At 63.1% G+C, this 20968-nt stretch carries 22 protein-coding genes and 1 riboswitch; of the genes, 13 read left to right on the top strand and 9 right to left on the bottom strand.

All coding sequences use genetic code 11. The features are described 5' to 3' along the window. The first annotated feature begins 37 nt into the window (after positions 1–37). The 6 genes from Q0U08_RS00365 (at position 38) to Q0U08_RS00340 (ending at position 5276) form a co-directional block, all read left to right on the top strand. Entirely contained in the window at positions 38–1828 is a 1791-nt protein-coding gene (locus Q0U08_RS00365) for an acyl-CoA dehydrogenase C-terminal domain-containing protein (protein ID WP_298089062.1), read from the top strand. After that, the gene (locus Q0U08_RS00360) at positions 1825–2733 is read left to right on the top strand and encodes a nitronate monooxygenase family protein (protein WP_017503706.1); all 909 of its coding nucleotides are present in this window, start codon (positions 1825–1827) and stop codon (positions 2731–2733) included. The genes Q0U08_RS00365 and Q0U08_RS00360 overlap by 4 nt, the downstream gene beginning before the upstream one ends. 9 nt (positions 2734–2742) lie before the next feature. After that, a complete protein-coding gene (locus Q0U08_RS00355) occupies positions 2743–3486 on the top strand; it encodes an electron transfer flavoprotein subunit beta/FixA family protein (RefSeq protein WP_004206977.1) in 744 nt (247 codons plus the stop codon). Between the two features lie 115 nt (positions 3487–3601). Continuing rightward, positions 3602–4528 carry an electron transfer flavoprotein subunit alpha/FixB family protein gene (locus Q0U08_RS00350; RefSeq protein ID WP_298089061.1) on the top strand — a complete coding sequence of 309 codons (927 nt, stop codon included), beginning with the start codon at positions 3602–3604 and terminating at the stop codon, positions 4526–4528. 8 nt (positions 4529–4536) lie between these two features. Further along, positions 4537–4962, top strand: a complete 426-nt coding sequence (locus Q0U08_RS00345) for a PaaI family thioesterase (RefSeq protein ID WP_004206979.1) — start codon at positions 4537–4539, stop codon at positions 4960–4962. Positions 4963–4976: 14 nt separating this feature from the next. Then, complete coding sequence (locus tag Q0U08_RS00340; RefSeq protein WP_004206980.1) at positions 4977–5276, top strand: polyhydroxyalkanoic acid system family protein; 300 nt, start codon at positions 4977–4979, stop codon at positions 5274–5276. 233 nt (positions 5277–5509) lie between these two features. Here Q0U08_RS00340 and Q0U08_RS00335 read toward each other — a convergent pair. The 6 genes from Q0U08_RS00335 to Q0U08_RS00310 all read right to left on the bottom strand — a co-directional run bounded on the left by Q0U08_RS00335 (position 5510) and on the right by Q0U08_RS00310 (position 11928). Then, a protein-coding gene (locus tag Q0U08_RS00335; RefSeq protein ID WP_279333791.1) for an IS3 family transposase occupies positions 5510–6609 on the bottom strand; the annotation gives its coding sequence in 2 pieces (ribosomal slippage) (positions 5510–6348 and positions 6348–6609; 1101 coding nt in all). A gap of 393 nt (positions 6610–7002) precedes the next feature. After that, a complete protein-coding gene (locus Q0U08_RS00330; RefSeq protein WP_298089060.1) occupies positions 7003–8118 on the bottom strand; it encodes a site-specific integrase in 1116 nt (371 codons plus the stop codon). 195 nt (positions 8119–8313) lie between these two features. Continuing rightward, positions 8314–9849: a hypothetical protein gene (locus Q0U08_RS00325; RefSeq protein ID WP_125945980.1), complete on the bottom strand. Its 1536-nt coding sequence runs from the start codon at positions 9847–9849 to the stop codon at positions 8314–8316. Beyond that, positions 9846–11240, bottom strand: a complete 1395-nt coding sequence (locus Q0U08_RS00320; protein ID WP_093068110.1) for a toll/interleukin-1 receptor domain-containing protein — start codon at positions 11238–11240, stop codon at positions 9846–9848. Before Q0U08_RS00320 ends, Q0U08_RS00325 begins: the two co-directional genes overlap by 4 nt. 48 nt (positions 11241–11288) lie before the next feature. Further along, entirely contained in the window at positions 11289–11687 is a 399-nt protein-coding gene (locus Q0U08_RS00315; protein ID WP_093068112.1) for a type II toxin-antitoxin system VapC family toxin, read from the bottom strand. Beyond that, positions 11680–11928 (bottom strand): AbrB/MazE/SpoVT family DNA-binding domain-containing protein, encoded by a 249-nt coding sequence (locus Q0U08_RS00310; protein WP_018251286.1) that lies wholly within the window; start codon positions 11926–11928, stop codon positions 11680–11682. Before Q0U08_RS00310 ends, Q0U08_RS00315 begins: the two co-directional genes overlap by 8 nt. 264 nt (positions 11929–12192) lie before the next feature. Between Q0U08_RS00310 and Q0U08_RS00305 the strand changes: the two genes are divergently transcribed. Together Q0U08_RS00305 and Q0U08_RS00300 are read left to right on the top strand one after the other, a co-directional pair. Next, entirely contained in the window at positions 12193–12831 is a 639-nt protein-coding gene (locus Q0U08_RS00305) for a recombinase family protein (RefSeq protein WP_017980769.1), read from the top strand. Positions 12832–13105: 274 nt separating this feature from the next. Further along, a complete protein-coding gene (locus tag Q0U08_RS00300) occupies positions 13106–14539 on the top strand; it encodes a transposase (protein ID WP_247650876.1) in 1434 nt (477 codons plus the stop codon). Positions 14540–14562: 23 nt separating this feature from the next. Here Q0U08_RS00300 and Q0U08_RS00295 read toward each other — a convergent pair whose 3' ends face one another. Then, entirely contained in the window at positions 14563–15207 is a 645-nt protein-coding gene (locus Q0U08_RS00295; protein WP_168847133.1) for a recombinase family protein, read from the bottom strand. A gap of 342 nt (positions 15208–15549) precedes the next feature. Between Q0U08_RS00295 and Q0U08_RS00290 the strand changes: the two genes are divergently transcribed. Beyond that, positions 15550–15687, top strand: coding sequence for a hypothetical protein (locus Q0U08_RS00290; protein ID WP_168847127.1), 138 nt, complete (start codon positions 15550–15552; stop codon positions 15685–15687). Between the two features lie 129 nt (positions 15688–15816). Here Q0U08_RS00290 and Q0U08_RS00285 read toward each other — a convergent pair whose 3' ends face one another. Then, the gene (locus tag Q0U08_RS00285) at positions 15817–16182 is read right to left on the bottom strand and encodes a DUF190 domain-containing protein (RefSeq protein WP_168847126.1); all 366 of its coding nucleotides are present in this window, start codon (positions 16180–16182) and stop codon (positions 15817–15819) included. Continuing rightward, complete coding sequence (locus Q0U08_RS00280) at positions 16182–17573, bottom strand: voltage-gated chloride channel family protein (protein WP_298089059.1); 1392 nt, start codon at positions 17571–17573, stop codon at positions 16182–16184. The genes Q0U08_RS00285 and Q0U08_RS00280 overlap by 1 nt, the downstream gene beginning before the upstream one ends. A gap of 24 nt (positions 17574–17597) precedes the next feature. Further along, positions 17598–17674, bottom strand: a riboswitch (Fluoride riboswitch). A 167-nt stretch (positions 17675–17841) separates the two neighbouring features. On the opposite strand from Q0U08_RS00280, the gene Q0U08_RS00275 reads away from it, so the two are divergent. The 4 genes from Q0U08_RS00275 to Q0U08_RS00260 are packed head-to-tail and all read left to right on the top strand — an operon-like array spanning position 17842 to position 20926. After that, entirely contained in the window at positions 17842–18207 is a 366-nt protein-coding gene (locus Q0U08_RS00275; protein WP_211091110.1) for a DUF305 domain-containing protein, read from the top strand. A 1-nt stretch (position 18208) separates the two neighbouring features. Next, positions 18209–19648 (top strand): YncE family protein, encoded by a 1440-nt coding sequence (locus Q0U08_RS00270; RefSeq protein ID WP_168847125.1) that lies wholly within the window; start codon positions 18209–18211, stop codon positions 19646–19648. 1 nt (position 19649) lies between these two features. Then, a complete protein-coding gene (locus Q0U08_RS00265; RefSeq protein ID WP_168847124.1) occupies positions 19650–20159 on the top strand; it encodes an RNA polymerase sigma factor in 510 nt (169 codons plus the stop codon). After that, positions 20156–20926, top strand: coding sequence for an anti-sigma factor (locus tag Q0U08_RS00260; protein ID WP_021224441.1), 771 nt, complete (start codon positions 20156–20158; stop codon positions 20924–20926). The genes Q0U08_RS00265 and Q0U08_RS00260 overlap by 4 nt, the downstream gene beginning before the upstream one ends. Positions 20927–20968 lie beyond the last annotated feature (42 nt).

The following is a 20968-nucleotide window of genomic DNA, read 5'->3' as shown; positions in this document are numbered from 1 at the left end:
CGGCGGCCGGATGGCCGACCGGTCAGGAGATATAAATATGCAAGTCTATGACGCCCCGTTGCGCGACATGCGCTTCGTGCTCAACGAACTCCATGCCGATGACGGCTTCGGGGATATTCCCGCGCTGTCGGAGTTCACACCGGATCTCACCGATGCGATCCTCGAGGAGGCGGCGCGCTTCTGTCGCGACGTCCTGTTGCCGATCAACCGGTCGGGCGACGAGGAGGGGTGTCATCTGGAAAACGGCGTCGTGCGGACGCCGGCGGGGTTCCCCGAAGCCTATAAGCAGTTCGCCGAAGGTGGCTGGACCGCGCTCGCATCCGATCCGGAATGGGGTGGGCAGGGGCTGCCGGAAGCGGTCAACAAGCTGGTCGAGGAGATGATCTGCTCGTCCAACCTCTCCTTCGGCCTCTACCCGGGCCTCACCCATGGTGCCACCACTGCGATCGAGGGCCATGGCAGTGACGCGCTCAAGCAGGCCTACCTGCCCAAGATGGTGAGCGGCCAGTGGTCCGGCACGATGTGCCTGACCGAGCCTCATTGCGGTACCGATCTCGGGCTCCTGCGCAGCCGGGCGGTCCCGCAGGGCGATGGCAGCTACAAGGTCACCGGCTCCAAGATCTTCATCTCCGCCGGTGAGCATGACCTGACCGAGAATATCATCCATCTCGTGCTCGCCCGCCTGCCCGACGCCCCCAAGGGCGTGAAGGGCATCAGCTTGTTTCTCGTCCCCAAATATCTGCCCAGGGAGGACGGTACTCCCGGTCAATCGAACGGCGTCGCCTGCGCCGCGATCGAGCACAAGATGGGTCTCAAGGCGTCGGCGACGTGCCAGATGAACTTCGATGATTCGATCGGCTGGATCGTCGGTGAGCCTGGCAAGGGCATGGCCGCCATGTTCACGATGATGAACACGGAGCGTGTCTCCGTCGGCATCCAGGGCCTGGGTGTGGGCGAGGCGGCGTATCAGGCGGCGGCCTGGTATGCGAAAGATCGTATTCAGGGTCGGGCGCTCTCGGGACCCAAATATCCCGATCAGGCAGCCGATCCGATCATCGTTCACCCCGATGTTCGCCGCATGTTGATGACGATGCGGGCTTATAATGAGGGATGCCGGGCGCTCTCGGCCTGGGTCTCGCGCGCCCTGGACGCGGAAAAACATTCTCCCGAACCCGAAGTGCGCCAGCGTGCGAGTGACTTCATTGCGCTCATGACCCCCGTCGTCAAAGCGCTCTTCACCGACCTTGCGTTCGACAGCGCGAACCTTGCGGTCCAATGCTATGGTGGCCACGGCTACATCCGCGAAAGCGGCGTCGAGCAATATGCCCGCGATGCCCGGATCACCATGATCTATGAGGGGACGAACGGCGTTCAGGCGCTCGATCTCGTCGGCCGCAAGCTCAGCGCCCATATGGGCCGCTATCTGCGCAGCTTCTTCCATCCGGTGTCGGCTTTCATCGAGGAAAACAACGTCGACGGACCGATGAAGCCGATGATCGAGGCGCTCGCCAAGGCGTTCGGGGCGCTGCAGCTTTCGACGGCCACGGTCGCGCAGCGGGCGCTCAAGGATCCCGAAGAGGCGGGCGCGGCGTCGGCGGACTATCTGCGTCTGATGGGCCTGGTGGCCATGGGCTATTGCTTTGCCAAGGCGACCAAGATCGCAGGCTTGCAGCTCTTCTTCGGCAGCGAGGACAAGCGCTTCTACGATGCCAAGATCAAGACGGCGACGTTCTTCTTCGAGCGTATCCTGCCTCAGGCGACCGCCAGCTTCCTGGCGATCAAGGCGGGCAAGAAGTCGCTGATGGCGCTGGAAGACGATGTGTTTTGACGCTTCCGGCAAGCCTCGAAAAGCGGCTGGCCATTCCAGCCATCGTTGCGCCGATGTTCCTTGTGTCGGGACCGGACCTTGTCGTCAGTTGCTGCGAGGCGGGACTGCTTGGTACTTTCCCGGCGCTCAACCAGCGCACCAGTCAAGGTTTCGGTGAATGGCTGGATGAAATCGAGGAGCGGCTGGCTCCCATGCCGGGAGCGGCGCCCTTCGGCGTCAACCTCATCGTCCATAAGAGCAATCCGAGGCTCGACGCCGATCTGGAACTGATCGTTCGGCACCATGTGCCATTGGTCATCACCTCGCTCGGCGCCATCGCGGATCTTGTCCAGGTGGTTCAGGGCTATGGCGGGCTGGTCTTTCACGACGTGACGAACGTGCGTCATGCGGAAAAGGCGCTCGAAGCTGGCGTCGACGGTCTGATCGCGGTCGCTGCCGGCGCGGGGGGACATGCCGGCACGATGAGCCCGTTCGCACTGGTTGACGAGATACGGCGCTTCTTCCAGGGGCCGCTGGCGCTTTCCGGCGCCATCACGCGCGGCCACCAGATCGCGGCCGCGCAGATGATGGGGGCCGATCTTGCCTATATCGGATCCCACTTCATCGCGTCGGAAGAGAGTCTCGCCTCGCCGGCACAGAAAGACATGGTGATCGGGGCCGGACCAGCGGATATCGTCTATACGGACCGGGTCACCGGCGTCGGGGCCAATTTTCTCCGGCCCTCGCTGGAAGCCGCGACTCTCCCTGAGCCACATGGCGCGCTTTCGGTTTCGGAGGAGGCCAAGGCCTGGAAGACGATCTGGTCGGCAGGCCACGGTGTCGGCGCTACCACTGCCGTCCAACCGGCCCGATCCATCTGTGAGAGACTCATTGCCGAATATCAGGCGGCATTACAATCAGAGTAGGATTGATCCATGAAGGTGCTTGTGCCCGTCAAGCGGGTTATCGATTATAATGTGAAACCGCGCGTGAAGGCGGATGGGACGGGCGTCGATTTGGCGAACGTGAAGATGTCGATGAACCCGTTCGACGAGATCGCCGTCGAAGAGGCTATCCGCCTCAAGGAAAAGGGAGTCGCGACCGAAATCGTGGTGGTGTCGATCGGCGTCGCCAAGGCGCAGGAAACGCTGCGCACCGCGCTCGCCATGGGGGCCGACCGCGCGATCCTCGTCCAGACTGACGATGAGGTCGAGCCGCTCGCCGTCGCCAAGATCCTGAAGGCCATCGCCACCGAGGAGGCTCCAGGCCTGGTGATCCTCGGCAAGCAGGCCATCGACGATGATGCCAATCAGACCGGCCAGATGCTGGCAGCCCTTCTCGGTTGGGGGCAGGGCACATTCGCCAGCAAGGTCGAAGTATCGGGCGAGACTGTCGCGGTGACCCGTGAGGTGGATGGCGGTCTGGAGACCGTAAGCCTCAAACTGCCGGCGATCGTGACGACCGATCTGCGTCTCAACGAACCGCGCTATGCGAGCCTGCCCAATATCATGAAGGCCAAATCCAAGCCGCTGGCGACGAAGACGCCGGCCGATCTCGGTGTTGAGATCGCCTCGCGCCTCAAGACGCTCAAGGTGACCGAACCCCCCAAGCGCTCGGCGGGCATCAAGGTGGCCGACGTCGATGAATTGGTCGCCAGGCTCAAGGAAATGGCGATTTGATAAACTTTCAAACGCGCCGAACTTGCCGAACCTCTCCCATGCAAGTGACGGCGCACCCCGCTTCATCCTGTGCGCACAGAGATGAAGCGGGGGCGGATTTCTCGGAGAATAAGTTATGAATACGCTCGTCTGGGTTGAACATGACAATGCGTCGGTCAAGGATGCGACGCTATCGGCCGTCACCGCCGCTGCCAAACTTGGTGAGGTCCATCTGCTGGTTGCCGGTGCGGGCATCGGCGGCGTGGCCGAGGCTGCTGCGAAGGTCGCGGGTGTCGCCAAAGTCGTAACGTTCGACGATGCGGCGTTCAAACACGCTTTGCCCGAGAATGTCGCGCCGGCCGTCGCGGACCTGATGCGCGGCTATGACGCGTTCGTGGCGCCTTCCACTTCGAATGGCAAGAACATCGCGCCGCGCGTGGCGGCCTTGCTTGATGTGATGCAGGTCAGCGACATCCTGTCGGTGGAAAGCGCTGACACGTTCACGCGTCCCATCTACGCGGGAAATGCGATCGCGACGGTCCAGTCGTCTGATGCAAAGAAGGTTATCACGGTGCGTGGCACAGCCTTCGAGAAGGCGGCCCGCGAGGGTGGCTCGGCCAGTATCGAGGCTGCGACGGGCACGGATGCGGGACTTTCCAGCTTCGTGGGTGCCGAGATCGCCCAGTCCGAGCGCCCGGAACTCACCTCGGCCAAAATCATCGTCTCGGGCGGGCGAGCGCTGGGCTCGGCCGGGCAGTTTCATGGCGTGATCGATCCGCTGGCCGACAAGCTGGGCGCGGGTGTGGGCGCAAGCCGCGCAGCGGTCGATGCTGGCTATGCGCCCAACGATTTTCAGGTCGGCCAGACCGGCAAGATCGTGGCGCCGAAAGTCTATGTCGCCGTCGGCATATCGGGTGCGATTCAGCACCTTGCTGGCATGAAGGATAGCAAGACCATCATCGCGATCAACAAGGATGAGGACGCGCCCATCTTCCAGGTCGCCGATATCGGCCTGGTCGGCGACCTCTTCAAGATCGTTCCTGAACTGACCGAAAAGCTTTGAGGTAAGCGATGACCGGTCTGGAAGAGATCGAACAGTTCATGGCGGCCGGCACCCGGCCGCCCATGATGGACCTGTTCGACATCGATCTGCTTGAGGCGGAGGAGGGGAAGGTCGTCTTTGTCGCGACGCCCACCTCGCAGACCTACAATTTCATGGGCATCGCCCATGGTGGCTATGCCGCGACGCTGCTGGATTCGGCCTGCGGCATCGCGGCGAACTCCGCGGCCCAAGTGCCCATCAACTGCGTCACGCTCGAACTCAAGGTCGCCTATCATGCGCCCTTGACCGACAGGGTCGGGATGGTCCGTGCAATCGGCCAGGTGGTGTCGATGGGCAAGAGGGTGGCGCATACCGAGGCGCGTCTGATCGACATGGCCGGCAAACTCTATGCCTCCGCGACATCGACCTTGCTGCTCGTCGATCGGGCGGCCTGAACAGGAAAGAAGATATGGAAGTCGTTATCCCGCACAGCCTTGGTAAAATCGAAGCGAAGAGCAGGATCGAGGCCGGCCTGCCCAAGCTGGCAGCGCATATCCCGGGAGGCGGTTCGCTCAGTTCCGAGTGGGTATCGGACTACGCACTACACTTGGTCATCGGGGCGATGGGGCAGAATATCCCGGTGCAACTCGACATTGAGGATAGCGAGATTCGCGGCGACGTCAGCGTACCGCTGTTCCTCAAAATGATGTCAGGACAGATTTCGGATTTTGTGAAAACGAGCGCCGAGAAAATGCTCAGCAAGGCATGATGAATTTACTGGCCGCAGGACAATATCGTTGCTCTGCGATGATTGAGTTTACGAGAATCTGCCCTGTTTCCTAGCCGATAGTGTCCGCGCGAGGGCTTTGTGATGGAAGAAATCGCTCCCCGAGTTTTGAGCTGCCCCCTTCTGAGTGGTCCATCGACTATGACAGTCTGGATCGAGGTGAGCCTCACCCCGTCTTTGGTCCGGTCTTTATGAGAAAACCGGTTCTCTTTTCCTCAGGGCAGGCATGCCTGCCCTGAGGAAAAAGCGCGCTCCATCGGGGTCTGGTTGCCGAGGGAGCTATGCGGACGGTGCTCGTTGTAATCACGCCGCCACGCCTCACATTTTACTCGTGCGTCGTCCAAGCTCAAGAACCAGTATGCGTTGAGGCATTCGGCCCGCACCCGGCCGTTGAACGCCTCCGCAAACGCATTGTCGGTCGGCTTCCCAGGCCTGCTGAAGTCCAGCACCACATCATGCTGGTAAGCCCACAGGTCGAGATCCTTCGAGATGAATTCCGGGCCATTATCCAGACGAATACGCTTGGGACGACCGTGTACCACGGCAATGCGCTCGAGCGTCTCGACCACGTCAGAGCCGCGGTAGCTCGTCCGTACGTCGAGCGCTGGCGACACACGGGTGAAGTTGTCGACGATCGAGAGCACCCGGATCTTGCGACCGTCGAACAGCTGGTCCGACAGGAAATCCATCGACCAGCACTCGTTGGGTGCCGTCGCCGGCGTCCGGTCATCGCGCAGCTTCGCCTTCACCTTGCGCTTGGGCGTCTTGTTGCGCAGCTGCAGCCCGAGCTCGCGATACAGCCGATGAGTGCGCTTGTGGTTGATCTCCCAACCCTCCCGTCGGAGCAGCACATGGATGCGTCGGTACCCATAGCGAACACGGGTCGCAGCCAACTCCTTGATCCGCATCTTGAGGCCGGCCTGATCGAGGCGGCGCGACTGATAGCGCTGGGTCGATCGATTGATCGGAAACGCGCTGCAGGCTCGCCGTTCGCTGACCTGGTAGCTCGCCTGCAAATAGCCGACGATCTCCCGGGCTCGACCAGGCCCTACATTTTTCGGCGGATGACGTCCTGCAGCATTTCCTTATCAAGGCTGAGGTTCGCCACCAGCCGCTTCAGCCGGACGTTCTCCTCCTCCAGCACCTTCAGGCGCTTCATCTCCGACGGCATCAGCCCTCCGTATTTGCTACGCCATCGGTAGTAGGTCTGGATCGATATGCCGGCCTTTCGGCATACCTCCTCCACGGTCGTTCCATCCTCGGCCTGCTTCAGGATGAACGCTATCTGCTGCTCGCTGAACCTCGACTTCTTCATGGGCGGATTCCCTCGTCCAGTACCTGCCAAACCTAACCGGGAATTTCTCACAAAGAATGGACCAATCTGAAGGGCTCAGGTCAAATAGGGCCGATAAAGCTGTCACCTTCCCGAGCAAATTGCTGGCGAGAACTCGAAAGCCGACCGGTGACGCCGTGATGGGAGGTGTTGGAGTAGGCGCAGGCGACGGTGTGGGCACAGGTGCGGGGGTGGGAGTGGGCGGAGATGGCGGAGTGACCAAGTGAGGCCTCGCGTTCGTTGGAGGTGCTTCGCCTTACGGCTGGTACATTCAACGCTCGCCCCGGAATGACTGTTCATCCGACGGGTAGCGCCGCAGCCAAAGCGCCGAGTTTCAACAACTTAGGAGCAGCGAGTCGAGTCGCCATCGACTCGCTAAAGGAAGCCTTCTCCCGCATGCTCTCGGAAGCGTTCGTGGTCGCGGACATACTCAGCGACCATCTCCAAGGAGCTGTGGCGGCTATGCTCCTTCATCTTGAACAGGTTGGCATTCTGCCGGCCTGCCTCGGTCAGGAAGCCGGCGCGCAGACTGTGACCTGAGAACAGTTCGGGCGGGTAGCCGGCGGCGATTGCGGCGGCCTTCACTACCAGCGCGACGCCCTGGGCGCTCATCGCTTTTTCGGTGAGGCGGCCCTGCGGCGTCAGCTTGCGGAAGACAGGCCCCTCGCTGACTCCGGCTTTCTCCAGCCACGCGCGATAGTGGCGCACCGGTTCCAGCCTTCGTCCGTCGGGGATGGCGACGGTATGGCCCTTGCCCTCTTGATCAGTTTTCGACGACCCGATCCGCACCAGCAATCCGCGGCTGTCTTCGGTGACGCGGCCGACCGTGATCGCCACCAGCTCCGAGCGCCGGAACGCGCCTGCCATCCCGATCGCGAGCAGCGCGCGGTCGCGATAGGCGCGCAGGTCCTCGCCGGTGACGCTGCGGAGCATGTCGCGCAGCACGTCGCCATCGGCCGCGCGCTTCTTGGCGGGCAACTCGTCCTTCTTGTCCTTGCGGATCGCGCGCATCGCCTTTTGAAGCCGGGCGGCATCGGGCTGGGTGGTGGGTGGCTCCATGTCGGCCGCGCGATGCGCGAACACGATCGCGGCGAGGCGCCGCCCGATCGTCGCCTTGCCGAGCGGGCGCGGCTCCTGGCGGGGCATGATCCGCCCGCGTTTGGTGCGCTGCGGCTCGCGCGGCGCGAAGCCGGTTTCAGCGAGCAGCGTCAGGAACGCGGCAACGGTCGTCGGTGTCGCGGGGAGCGGCCGGTAGCCCGCCTCGCCGCACCACGCGCAGAAGAGCCGCCAGTCGGACTTGTACGCGCGCAGTGTCGCGTCGGCCGAGGCGCGGCCGACATAGGCGTCGACGCGTTCGCGATCGTCGGGGGCAAGATCGGGGAGATAGGGCTCGAGGGACGTGACCTGATCCAGCACCACCACCGCGCCAGCCACGATCGCATCAAGCTCTCTCCCGTTGTTCGCGGCATCGTCCGTGGTTTCGTTACGCATGTCGGCTCGATCGGCTCCGTCCAGCTTTTCGGGTGCCGAACTGGCTACCGGAGCGCTGTAGGTTTTCCTGAAATGGTGGACGGCATCTGCCCAGCGGCACGCACCCAAAACAGCGGATTTGTACCTAAATTGGTGGACGTCAGCGTCTTCGCCTTAGGATCGAACTCCCATCTGCCTCAGTCGGCGCTCATGGGATCAGATGTAGTGCCGGAACGGCAGCGGCGGTGCGGTAACGGTATGTGGCGACGCCATCAGGATCTCACCTACCCGATCGGCGAACTTGAGCGTCACGGGCAGGGCGCTCGCGAAATCGCAGGCGTTATAGTTGACCTTGGTGAGCGCAAGGATGTCACCGAGCACCTCTACGATGTCCCCTTCGCCATGCGTCACGTCGACGGTGAGCGGCTTGGGGGTCTCGAACCCTTGATACCCTGCCAGCCGAGGCACGAACCCCCGCGCCCAAAGGTAACCTGACCAGTCACCCACGGTGAGGGCCGTGCCGCGGAGGACGGGTGTCGACGCAGAGGGACGGAACAGCCGAACATCATCGAGCTGCTTGATCCTGACTCCTACCAGCTGTGTTTCGGTGGGCACTGCGCTGCAAAAGCCGTCCCACTCATCGTTGGAAAAGCGGTGACGCCCATGAATGAACAGCTGGTTCGGTGGCTTGCCGTGCTTGAGCTTATAGCCCTCGACCACGGAGGTCATCAAATTCGCCGCCGCGCTCCTCGAGAGGTGATATTCCTTGCGCTCGTCGGAGTACCAGGGGCCGAGGGCGCCGCGAAAGACGAGGCCGTCGCCTGAGTTGAGGAACATCTGCGCGGCGCAACAGGCCTCGCCCGTTGCCGCAGGCGTGTCGTCGTTCTTAAACACCAGTCCGACGTAGCAAACGCCAGGACGGACATGAGCCAACGCCCACGGCTTGGCGTCCATCTTGAAGTAGAGCGTGGTGCAGAAGTTCCAGGCAACCGTGGCCTCGTCCTGGAGGCCGCGCCGGCGGTCGTTGGCAATGTTGAGGTTGCGGTCGACCAACGTGCTCTCGAGAATCAGCTGCAGGACGACGCCGTCCTGCAGCAACTCGGCTTTCAGCTGATGGTGGAAATTGCTTGAGAACAGGTAGGTCTCGGCATCCCGCACCGTGTCGGGGAACAGGTCGCCGCCCATCTGGAAGAAGCGTTTGGCGTCCTTGAAGCTCGTGATGTCGGAGGGGGTGCGCTCGTCCTTGGGCGGTGGTGCGACCTGGGGGCGTCCATAGCGATAGACGACGTCCGGAACGACAACGAGCCAGACGTCGGGACGGCGCTCCTCGGCGCGGATGTGCGCGCGGATCGCGTCGGCGAACAGCAGCACCGTGGAACGAACCGCGTCGGCGCGATTGTTCTTTTTGATGCAATGATCGATGTCGCCGCTCTTGACCGCTAGCTCGACCATGCCGCGGGTCGGCAGCGCGATGCCGAAGCAGGCCTCGAAGCCTGGCCATGCGGGTGCCCATAGGACGGGCTTGCCCTTTGCATCGACCTTACCGGGAATATGCAGGCTGATCCGCTCTAACCAGCGGCGGGATAGGCCGACGCCGCTCTCCGTCCCGATGACGCCCAAGCGGACCTGGGAGCGGCCATCTGGACCTTCGAGCGGCCCGAAGAGGAAGAGCCCATCTTTTGGCGCTTCCATCTGCTGCCCGTGACCGAACTCGAGCAAAGGCTCGGCGATGCGGTGCGTGAGGATGCTCATGCGTCGGCCTCCTCCGGTATCCCATCCCGGTCGAAGGCCGTTTCGAAGTCCTCTGACAGAGTTATCTGGCCTCCCTCGTCTTCCTCGGCTCGGCGGTCTTCTTCCGCGGCGAAGCTGACCGGAAAGTCGAAGCTCATTGGTAGGCTAGCGACCGCGAGGCGCTCACCGGACGCGGCAATATCTAAGGTCGCATCACCTTCGGCAAGCCAGCCCATTGCGGCAAGCAGCATGTCGCGCCATTTGTCGTTGAACCAAGACCGCGTGAGGCGCAACCGGATGCGCTGCAGCTGTTCACCCGGGAGCGGGGTTCGGCCATTGGTCGTCACCGCAACATTGGCATGGACCCGGAAGAGAGCATCCGGCCAGAGCTTGGGTTGAGCGACAAGGCACAGATGCCAGCGCCGGTCCTTGAACTTGCCGCTCAGGACACGGTCGACCCGATGGCCGTCGCTCAGCGTCAGCTTCACCCTTCCGTCGATGAGTCCGTCGGGGAAGAAGCGGCCTCGGGCGCCCGAGGCGAAATCGACAGGAAGTAGCCCGAGACGATGCATGGCCAGGTCCCAATGCTGACGCATCAGGTTGACGGCGATCCGCCGCGCGTTGGAACGCTCACCGAAGTGGCGGCTATATGTACCGTCGATCACGCCGTTGAAGGGCAGGCTAGCGCGTGCCTTCAACGGCGGCGCGCCATTATCGAGACGCTCGATCGCATCGGGTCCGCAGAAGGCGATAGCGCCTCCCTCGTGAAGGACGTGGGGAACCTTGGTGAACTGGCTCCACGCTTCCAGCTGCGCAGTCGTTCCCTTCGCCTCCAGGATCCAGACGTCAGGCCTCGCCCGGAGTTCGAACCAGTTGCTGTAAAGCGTCTCGGAATTTAGCGTGACCAGCTTTCGACCGTCCTCTTGGGCAGCGACGATCATCGCAAGCTGCTCGGCGTCCGGATGCTCGACCTTCGGTACACGTGAGGTGTCGAGCGTCTCGAACAAGGGCTGAAGGCAGGCTGCCCAGTTAGGGAACGCATTGTGTGCGTTCTGGCGGAGGATCTCTGTGGGGAAATCGCCGAAGTCCACGGCGGCGATCCGGATTGGGACCATAAACTCCGGGTCGTTTAGCTTGCGACGCATGACGTCGCCGAGGGCGAGTTCCTTCTTTACGCCTTGCTTGCCGATGTGCTCGGACACGACGACGATCTGCTTGATCGCCTCGTGCCGCAGCACGTGCTCGATCTTGTCCCAGAAATCGTCGCCGCCCCGAAGCGCGCGAACGTCGACCCAGACCTTGTATCCGGCCGTGGTTAGGCGCCCGGCAAGCCACCGGGCGAAGCGATTGTCCTCAGGATTGGCGTGCGTGATCAGAATTGTGTCGCGCACCGGTGTCGGAGCGGTAGTCATGGGAGTCCCCGCCAGCAGAGTGCCGAACCTAAAAGCACGAATGTGCGACTACTCTGCCAAGGGGCGCACGTTGGTGATGGTGATGCCTACATCGGCGCTCGCAAGTGGCTCGTCCGTTGTAAGCATCTCAGCTTGCAGGTCGATCGCCAAGGCAAGGCATGCCCGATCGCCGAGGGACAGACCGAGCGCCTTCGTCGCTGGCCGAAGGTCGCCTACTATGAGCGCCTGGGCAGGAGTGAGCGGCCGGACATCGAGATGCAGCCCGCCAAGTGCCTCACGTACCTCGTCGAGCGGCAATCCTCGGTCCCGTAGCTTGGAAACGACCTCCGCGAGGTTGGCTGTTCCGATGATGCTGCGGGTCAGGACGTCGATTATCCGATCCGCCCCGGGTTCATCGTTTAGAAGGCAGAGCAGGGCGGAGGCGTCGAGTACGACTTTGCTACTCACGCTCCGCCTCACGCCGACGCTCCGCGATCAGCTCGTCAGCCAAGCCGACGCCTTCGGGCACATACTTGCGCAGGATCGCGCGAGCACGCTCAAGTGCCTTAGGTACGGAACGTACCCGCAGCTCGCCATCGTCCACATCGACGAGGACGGTGTCACCCGTGGTGATCCCGAGCTCACGGCGCATTGCCGCCGGGATCACGAGCTTACCACCGTCCACGATCTTGACCCTCTGTGCTTCCATCTGCACCAAACCCGCTGATACAACCCGTCCAAGACCTTGTACCGGAGAGCAAAGTCGGACGCCAGCGTGAAGGCAGGGATTAATGCACGGCCGATCACCGAAATAGCGTTCATCGATAATGGGGCAGCTACTTAGACCCGGTCCGCTTAGCTAGGCTACGTAGGACCGGTAGTTGCCGTTCTGAGCCGATTGCTGCATGACTGGCTCACAAGGGTATACCCAAGAACGCCGGGCAGGAGTGATGAGTAGGTGGCAGGCAGCGGAGTGAAGGTAGCGCGCGTCTACCTGCGGGTTAGCACGGACGATCAGGACCTGACGCGGCAGGAGAACATCGTGGCCGGCGCCAAGGCGGCCGGCTTCTACGTCGCGGCGGTGTACCGGGAGAAGGCGTCGGGCGCGCGGCCGGACCGACCGGAGCTCCTGCGCATGGTGGCGGACCTGCAGCCGGGCGAGGTGGTGGTGGCCGAGAAGATCGATCGGATCAGCCGCCTGCCGCTGCCGGAGGCGGAGCTGCTGGTGGAGACGATCCGAGGCAGGGGGGCGCGCCTCGCAGTGCCGGGGATCGTGGACCTGTCCGACCTGGTGGCAGACAGCGCGGGCGTGGCGCGCATCGTGCTGGAGGCGGTGCAGGACATGCTGCTGCGGGTGGCGCTGCAGACGGCGCGCGACGACTACGACACGCGGCGCGAGCGGCAGCGCGAGGGCATCGAAGTTGCGAAGAGGGCGGGGCGTTACACCGGCCGCAAGCCGGATATCGCCCACCATCGACGCATCGTAAGTTTGAGGGAGGCGGGCATGAGCATCGCGAAAACTGCGGAGCTCGCCGGATGCAGCATCGCTCATGTCAAGCGCGTGACCGCACTCCACCGCTCGAGGGCGATTAAGCCCGAGCAGGGCGGCTGAGTTTTGTACGTGTTCCACCTGCCGATCATGCTGGTTTAGATTGCATCGCTCATCGGGCATCGCGCTAGGCTGCGGAGCGTGATGCCGGCCGTCACCGCGGGACATCTCCGCATAGCCAAGCCCATCCTCCGGTTCTGACACAGAATTTCGACACCTGTACGGCGTTGAGAACGCTGCCGGAGGTGGCCGGTGTCACAACCGGACGGGCCTGTTGAAAAATGCCGGACATGCTGGGTTGCTCCTTCGTTTCATGGCTGCCGAAAGGAGCGTCGCTATGATGGGACCAGCCTGTCGCGGTAAGCGGGACGGGGCGTCCCGCCGCACCATAGAAGCCATGTTGCCCACAGACCACCTGCTGCGTCGCGTCGATCGATGTCTCGACATCGGCGAGTTGAGACAGGCACTGGCCGGTCACTACAGCGCAAGGGGACGGCCATCGATCGATCCCGAACTCCTCATCCGCATGGCCTTGGTCGGCCGCATTTACGCGATCACGTCCGAACGGCGCCTGTGTGAGGAGCTGCGCTACAATCTGGCCTATCGCTGGTTCTGCCGTCTCGCGCCGGGAGACAAGGTTCCGCACCACTCGACGTTCAGCAAGAACCGGCACGGTCGTTTCCGCGATGCCGACGTGTTCCGGATCCTGTTCGAAAGCACGGTCCGACGCTGCATCAGTGAAGGACTGATTGGCGGAAAAGACGCCGCGATCGATGCATCGTTCATAGCGGCTGATGCGAGCTGGCAGCGCAAGACCGTTCCTGGCTACCTGCCGTATGTCGCCAACGCGTCGCGCGCGGTTAGGGAGTGGGTGCACGACACAAGAGATGCCGTCTTTGAAATGGCGCGCTCGAAAAGCTGCCAAGGCGTCTCTCGAACGGATCCTGCCGCGGCTTGGTCGGCGCGAACGGTGCGTGGCCGGTTCGGCTACGCCCTGAATGCGCTGGTCGACACCCCGAGTGGCGTCGCTCTCGATGTGAAGGCGACACCGGCTCGGTTCGCGGAGGAAGTTGATGCGGGGCGCGTCATGCTCGAGCGATCGGCCGATCGCTTTGATTATCGTCCCAAGCGGGTTGCGGCCGACAAAGCCTATGGCAGCGCCAACTTCCTCGGCTTCGTAAGGGATCACGGCGCAATCCCGCACATTCCGGTAATCGACCGTACGCAACAGACCAAGGGCAAGCTGCCGCGGACGGCCTTCAGCTATGATCGTGACATTGACAGCTTTACCTGTCCGACCGGAAAGCCGCTCCGACATCATGCCTTCCATCTGCCCACCGGCGTACACCGTTATGCAGCCGATGCGCGTGACTGCGAGGCGTGCGTGCTTCGGAAGAAATGCACGACGGCGCGGCGTCGTACCCTGGTTCGGCTGGACGATGAGGACGTCCGCGATCTTGCCAGAGCCGAAGTGGAAACCGGGCTCTACAAGCGGTCTATGCGGTTGCGGCGCGGGGTTGAACGGTTCTTCGCTGACGCCAAGGGTAAGCGTGGCATGAGGCGGCTTCACCTGCGCGGTATCCGCGGAGCGGAAGAGGAGTTCCTGATCGGCGCGGCGGTGATGAACCTGATGATCCTTGCGCGATCGAACCGACTGAACGGCAAGCCGCGTCGGGGGGTGTGCGTCCCCGCGGCCCTGACTCCGGCTGAAATCTCGGCCCGGTCGATTGAACACGACGTGATCGCCTCCCCTGCTCGACGATATGCCTGATCGCTGAGGCGCGGCGTGATTCATCACGCGGCTTGCAGCCGTTCTTTGCGATACGGCACACCGTCGAGCAGCGCCTGGCCCGGCGCCTTGGGCGTGCCGTCGCCATTCACGTACATATAGAGTGTCGTGGTCGTCATCCCGAGACGGCGCGCGACATCGGCTGCGATCGCGTTGCGGTCGGACATGGCGGCCATTGCCATCGCCAGCGTGGCCTTATCCATCTTGCGAGGCCGACCGCCCATCCGGCCCCGTGCACGTGCAGCAGCAAGCCCCGCCTGCGTGCGTTCAGCAATAAGCTCACGTTCGAACTCGGCGAAAGCCGCGAAGATGCCGAAGGCAAGCCGGCCGTTAGCTGTCGTGGTGTCGATCTGCGCGCCGGCGCCCGCCAGCACCTTCAGCCCGATGCCGCGTTCGCGTAGCGCCTCGGCCGTGACTACCAGATGGCGGAGGTCGCGCCCAAGACGATCCAGCTTCCAGAGGACCAGTGTGTTGCCGGGCTGCAGTGCCTTCAGGCACGCGGTCAGGCCAGGTCGCGAGTCATGCCGCCCCGACGCGAGGTCTTCATAAATTCGCGAGGGATCGACGCCAGCAGCGAGCAACGCATCGCGCTGGGGTGCCAGCGTCTGCGACCCGTCAGCCTTGGACACCCTCACATATCCGATGAGCATCGTTACCCTGCCAGAAAAGTCATCCGGTACCCTGCAATGTGCCGGTGGTTTCCGCAACGGGTTTTCCGATCTTCGGAATGCGCTGAGGAGGCAAAATCCTCGACCGCCAGAAAACCGGTCGTTTTTCTGGCGGTTCGGGCTCTTCATTTTCCATGCCCGATGATCACATTTGAGAAAGAGCAATCGGGAACACATTTGGGTAAACCAAGCCGAGGACGATGGCGGCGCCGGTAGTGGCTTATTGCCTTGCCCCCGAACTTTCTCAATCGGGGAAGCCAAAGGTGGAGGGAAATATTGCCAGCACTTGGCGGTTCCGCGCGTTCATTTGCAATGGAGGATGCCATGACCATGAAGAATAAGGACGTGCCGACTACCGAGGAAACGGCGGAGATGGCCGAACTGGAAGAAATCATCCGCGAAAAAGACAAAAAAGCAAAGCTCACCAAGCCGGCAGGATCAGAAAATCAGAGCAACGATTGACATCAATTCCACTAGCGCGCCACGTAGATCGATGTGGCGATAGCGGCAAACAATAGGATCAAGATAACCAGCATCTAGGCAACTGCGGCTATTGATTGACTCCGCTATCATCGGAGGACTCTTCATGGATCAAGCCCGTAGGGCAATGCTCCAATGCTCCAGATGCTTGTAGACGATCACCTTGCCGCCGAGCAGGTCGCCATGCCCCTCGCAGAAGCGCTCCAGCTCGCCGCGCTGGCCGATCAGCTCGACGCACATCGTCAGGTGCGGATCGGAGATCTCGGAGCCGTTTTCCCGGATCGGGCCGTGATTGCTGTAGCCGTAGTGGGTGTGATGGGCGACGGCGTTCATGATGCCGTCGCGCCTCGCCTGTGCGATCAGCTCCCGATAGAGCGGTTTGCGCGACCAGAAGCTGGACGACCCAGCAGCCTTGTCGGACGGCTTCATGTAGATGCGGATCATTCCGATTTCGCTGTGCATGACCTTGTGGGGCATCAGTTATGCTCCTTGACGGTGTTGGAAGGGCACCGGCTACGACGGGAGGCGCGGGTGTCGCGCAGCGTCACCATACCGGTATGAGCGCGGCCGGGACGCTTGGGCACGGCAATTCGCTGCGACAGATAGATGCCGTTATGGCCCGAGCTGATGTAGGCGACGAAGCAGGCCACCGCGATCGGCACGGCAGGGGTGGCACCGAACAGCTCGATCCCCATGATTGTACAGGCCAGCGGCGTGTTGGCGGCACCGGCGAATACAGCGACGAAGCCGAGCGCTGCGAACAGGTCGAGCGGCGCACCGAGCAGCCAGCCGAGCGTGTTGCCGAGCGCAGCACCAATGAAGAACAGCGGCGTCACCTCGCCACCCTTGAAGCCCGCGCTCAGCGTCACGACGGTGAACAACATCTTGAGCGCCCAGCTCCATCGATCGACCGGGCCGTTGAAGAAGCCGGCGATCGTCGGGTCGCCTGGGATGGCGGACCATACACCAAGGCCGAGATAGCCGCGGGTGCCAACTATCCCGACCAGCGTGATGACCAAAACGCCGCCCACGGCGGCACGAGCAGGCCCGTAAGGTATGTGACGCTTGAGGAAGCCGCCGAATGCATGGTTCGCTTCAGCGAAGACGAGGCCGGTCAGCCCGAAAGCGACGCCTGCGATCGTCGCCTTGAGGAGCATTAGCGGCTCGACCAGCAGCGCGCCCGTGGCAGGGCCGGCATAGGCGATGTGGTAAAGTGTGTGATGAATGCCCCAGGCGTGACACGTCCAGTCCCCAGCTAGCGCGGCAAGCAGGCACGGTATGATCCCGCCATATTCGACGCGGCCGAGCGCCAGCACTTCGAGGGCGAACACAGCGCCTGCTAAGGGGGTGCCGAACACCGCGCCGAAGCCTGCCGCCACGCCGGTCATCAACAGGATGCGAATGCCCGATGTGTCGAGACGGAACATGCTGGCGATGGCACTGGCAAGGCTACCGCCGAGCTGCACGGCGGTTCCCTCGCGTCCCGCCGAGCCGCCGAACAGATGCGTCGCGATGGTGCCGAGGAAGACCAGCGGCGCCATACGGAGCGGCACGCCGCCCCCGGGCTCATGTATCTGCTCGACGATCAGATTGTTACCGGCTTCGACCGAGCGTCCGGTATGATGATAGAGAAGCGCAATGGCTGCCCCGCCCACGGGCAGGAAATACAGCAGCCAGGGATGGTCGAAGCGGGCCTGTGTGGCGGCATCAAGGCTCCACAGGAAGGCCGCACACAACGTTCCGACCAGCGCCGCCATCGGCAGCAGGATCAGCGTCCAGCGAACCACCGACATGGTATGGTCGCGCCGGTCGCGAAAGAACGCCGCTACGTTGAACTCATGGTACAGATTACGAAACGTCGCGCGCACGATTCCTCCTTCGCTGCCTTGCGGCGCCTGGTAGGAATCATCGGCCCTTGCGAGGGCGGTTCGGCCAGATGGCCCGGCGGAAATCCATCACCGTGCCTGCGCATATGCTGTCCGACGGCGACGTGGTCAACCAACGGCAGGGTCACGATAAGACCATTGTTTTGGTGAGGATAAATAATTGGCTCCGCCCATGGAATAAACCCGGACGAGCATCGTCTACGCTTTCGAGACTGATGCGCCGGAGGGGCTTATGCATAGACGAGATTGGATGCTGGGCCTGGTGGCTTCGGCCCTGCTCACCGGCGCAGTCGCGGCCGCTCCCGCCGATGGCTACGCCAGCATGGCGTCTGCCGCGATGGACCGGATGATGGCGGGCATGATGGTCAAGCCGTCCGGCGATGTCGACCGCGACTTCGTCACGATGATGCTCCCGCATCATCAGGGCGCCATCGATATGGCGGTGGCGGAACTGCGCTACGGCCATAACGAGCAGCTCAAGCGCATCGCGCAAGAAATCATCATTGATCAGCAGCAGGAGATCGCCGCCATGAAGCTGGCGATCGGTCAGCCGCTACCCCCTTCGACGCCAGCCCCGACGCAGGGCGGCGACCACCACAGTCATATGGAGCACTGACATGATCCGGACCATACTGCGCTCGGCCGCCTTGCTGATGAGCGCCGCACCGGGCATCGCCATGGCCCAGCAGGCGCCGTGGAATGCCAAGGACGTACCCGTCAGCCACCGCGACCGGGTCTATGCGTCTGAACAATTCTCCAACACCGTGTCGGTGACCGACCCGGCCGACAACCGGCTGCTCGGCGTCATCAAGCTCGGCGATCCCCAGCCGATGAACTTTTCCCCGCTCTACAAGGGACAGGTGCTGGTCCACGGCCTCGGCTTCTCGCCGGACGGGAAGACCTTGGCGGTCGTGTCGATCGGATCGAACGCCGTGTCGTGGATCGACACCGCCACCAACACCGTCAAGCACACGACCTATGTCGGACGCAGTCCGCACGAGGCGTTCTTCACGCCGGACGGCAAGGAGGTGTGGGTCACGGTACGTGGCGAAGACTATATCACCGTGCTCGACCCTACGACGTACAAGGAGACGGGTCGCATCAAGACGCCCGGTGGTCCGGGTATGACGATCTTCTCGCCCGATGGCCGGTACGGCTATGTCTGTTCGTCGTTCAATCCGGTGTTGGCCGTGTTCGATGTCGCGACCCACGCGCAAGTCGGACAGGTGGCACAGCCGAGCCCCTTCTGTCCCAACATCGCCGCGACGCCGGACGGCAAGCAGGTGTGGTTTACGCTAAAGGACATCGGCAAGACGGTCGCATTCGATGCCAGGCCACCCTTCACAATCCTCAAGGTGCTGGATACCGGGCCGATCACCAATCACGTCAACTTCGCCCGCACGGCCAAGGGGCAGTTCGCCTATGTGACGGTCGGCGGGGAGAATACGGTCAGGGTGTTTCGCACATCCGACTTCGCGCCCGTCGCCACCATCCCGGTCGGCAAGATGCCGCACGGTGTCTGGCCGTCGGGCGACGGTCGGCGCATCTATGTCGGGCTGGAGAATGCCGATAAGCTGGCCGCGATCGACACCGCTGGCAACACGGTCGTCGCCACCGTGCCGGTCGGACAGGCACCGCAGGCGATCGCCTATGTGCCGAACGCTGTTCCGACAGGCCCCGGTACCGACAATCTCCAGCCGCTCGGCACGGCCGGCAAAGCGTTGCATCTGACTATGGGGCCGATCGGCGGCAGGGGTACGGCAAGCAGCATTACCCTCTTCGACCAAGGCATCATTCAGGTCGTGCAGAGTGCCGTTACCGGTTTGCAGCCCAAGAAGCCCTACATGCTCGTGCTGACGGCCAACGCGGATGGTAGCGGCGCTGTAGAGCCGCTTGCGAACTTCATGAGCAACCCGGCAGGTGCGGCGATCGTGAACGCGTCGGGTCCGATCCGGCAGATCGTTCAAGGCAGCACCGCGACGCCCCGCCGTTTTCTGGCGGTCGCTGAGGTGGTGAACGGCGCGCCGGGACGCATCGTGCAGGTACAGCGCGACTGACATGGACCCGCTTACCGCCGCGATCGAGCCCCTGATCCCCGGTCTGCGCCGCTATGCCCGGTCGTGGTTGCGCGATCGGGCAATGGCAGATGACGTGGTGCAGGATTGTCTCGAGCGCGCGGTCGGGCGCTGGCGACAACGACGCGGGGCGGAGGTGCGCCCATGGGTCTATACGATCCTGCACAATCTGTTGGTCGACCATCAGCGGCAGCATAGCCGGCGAGGTACGGCGGTTCCGCTCCACCTCGTGGACGACGCCACGCTCGGCCGTCCGGCCGATCAGGACACAGGCCTGCACCACCGCGACCTGCTGCGCGCCCTTGATGCGTTGCCCGAGGAGCAGCGAACGGTGCTGCTCCTCGTATCGGTCGAGGGCCTGCCCTATGCGGAGGTCGCTGCCGTTGTCGGCGTGCCGCTGGGCACGGTGATGTCGCGCATATTCCGGGCGCGCGACCGACTGGCGACCCTCCTCCGGGAGGGTGAACGGCCGCGATTGAGGAGTGTGCAATGACCAGCCCGATCGGCGAGGACGATCTGGCCGCGTGGATCGATGGCAGGCTGTCGCCCGAGCGGCAGCGCCTGGTCGACGCCTATCTTGAAGGCCAGCCGGACCTGCATGCCCGTTTGCGGGAACAGGCGGAGCAGGCGCGAGCCCTTGCATCCCTGTTTGCCCCGATCGCGGATGAACCGATCCCGGCGACGATGCGCGTCGCAGCCATCAGGGGGCGGCAACGTCAGCCGCGATGGCAATTCGCCATCGCCGCGTCACTTCTGCTGGCGGTCGGGTTTGGCGGTGGTTGGTCGAGCGCGAAGTGGAGCGGTGAACCCCGCGCGGGCATCGCGGCGCTGGCCAACGAGGCGAGTGACAATTTCCGTGTCTATGCCGCCGACCGGATACGACCGGCGGAGATCGGCCCCGACCAGCGCGCCATGCTGATCCGATGGACCTCCGCCCGACTGGGTGAGCGCGTCACCATCCCGGACCTCAGCACAGCCGGTTACCGCTATGGGGGGGGGCGATTGGTCGCGACGCCTCACGGCCCTGCGGCACTGCTCCTCTACGACGGACCGCAAGCGTCGAAACTCGCGGTGCTGACGAGGCCTATGCAGATCGACAAGACTGCGAGCATGACCAGCACGTCCAGCGGGACCATGGGCCGGGTCACATGGGCGGTCGACGGGATCGGCTATAGTGTGGTGGGCGAGCGGCCTGCGGCCGAGCTGCATCCGATTGCCGATGAAGTCCGGCGGCAGGCCGATGCGGCGCTGGTGTCCTGATAGCGCCCTTGCTGCTCCTCAGCACCGACAGGCACCGGGCAG

Origin of the sequence: uncultured Sphingomonas sp. (assembly GCF_946477935.1) — a bacterium.
In the GTDB taxonomy this organism is placed as follows: Bacteria; Pseudomonadota; Alphaproteobacteria; order Sphingomonadales; family Sphingomonadaceae; genus Sphingomonas.
The sequence above is the reverse complement of the archived record's forward strand: the minus strand, read 5'-3'. Positions and strand labels throughout refer to the sequence as shown.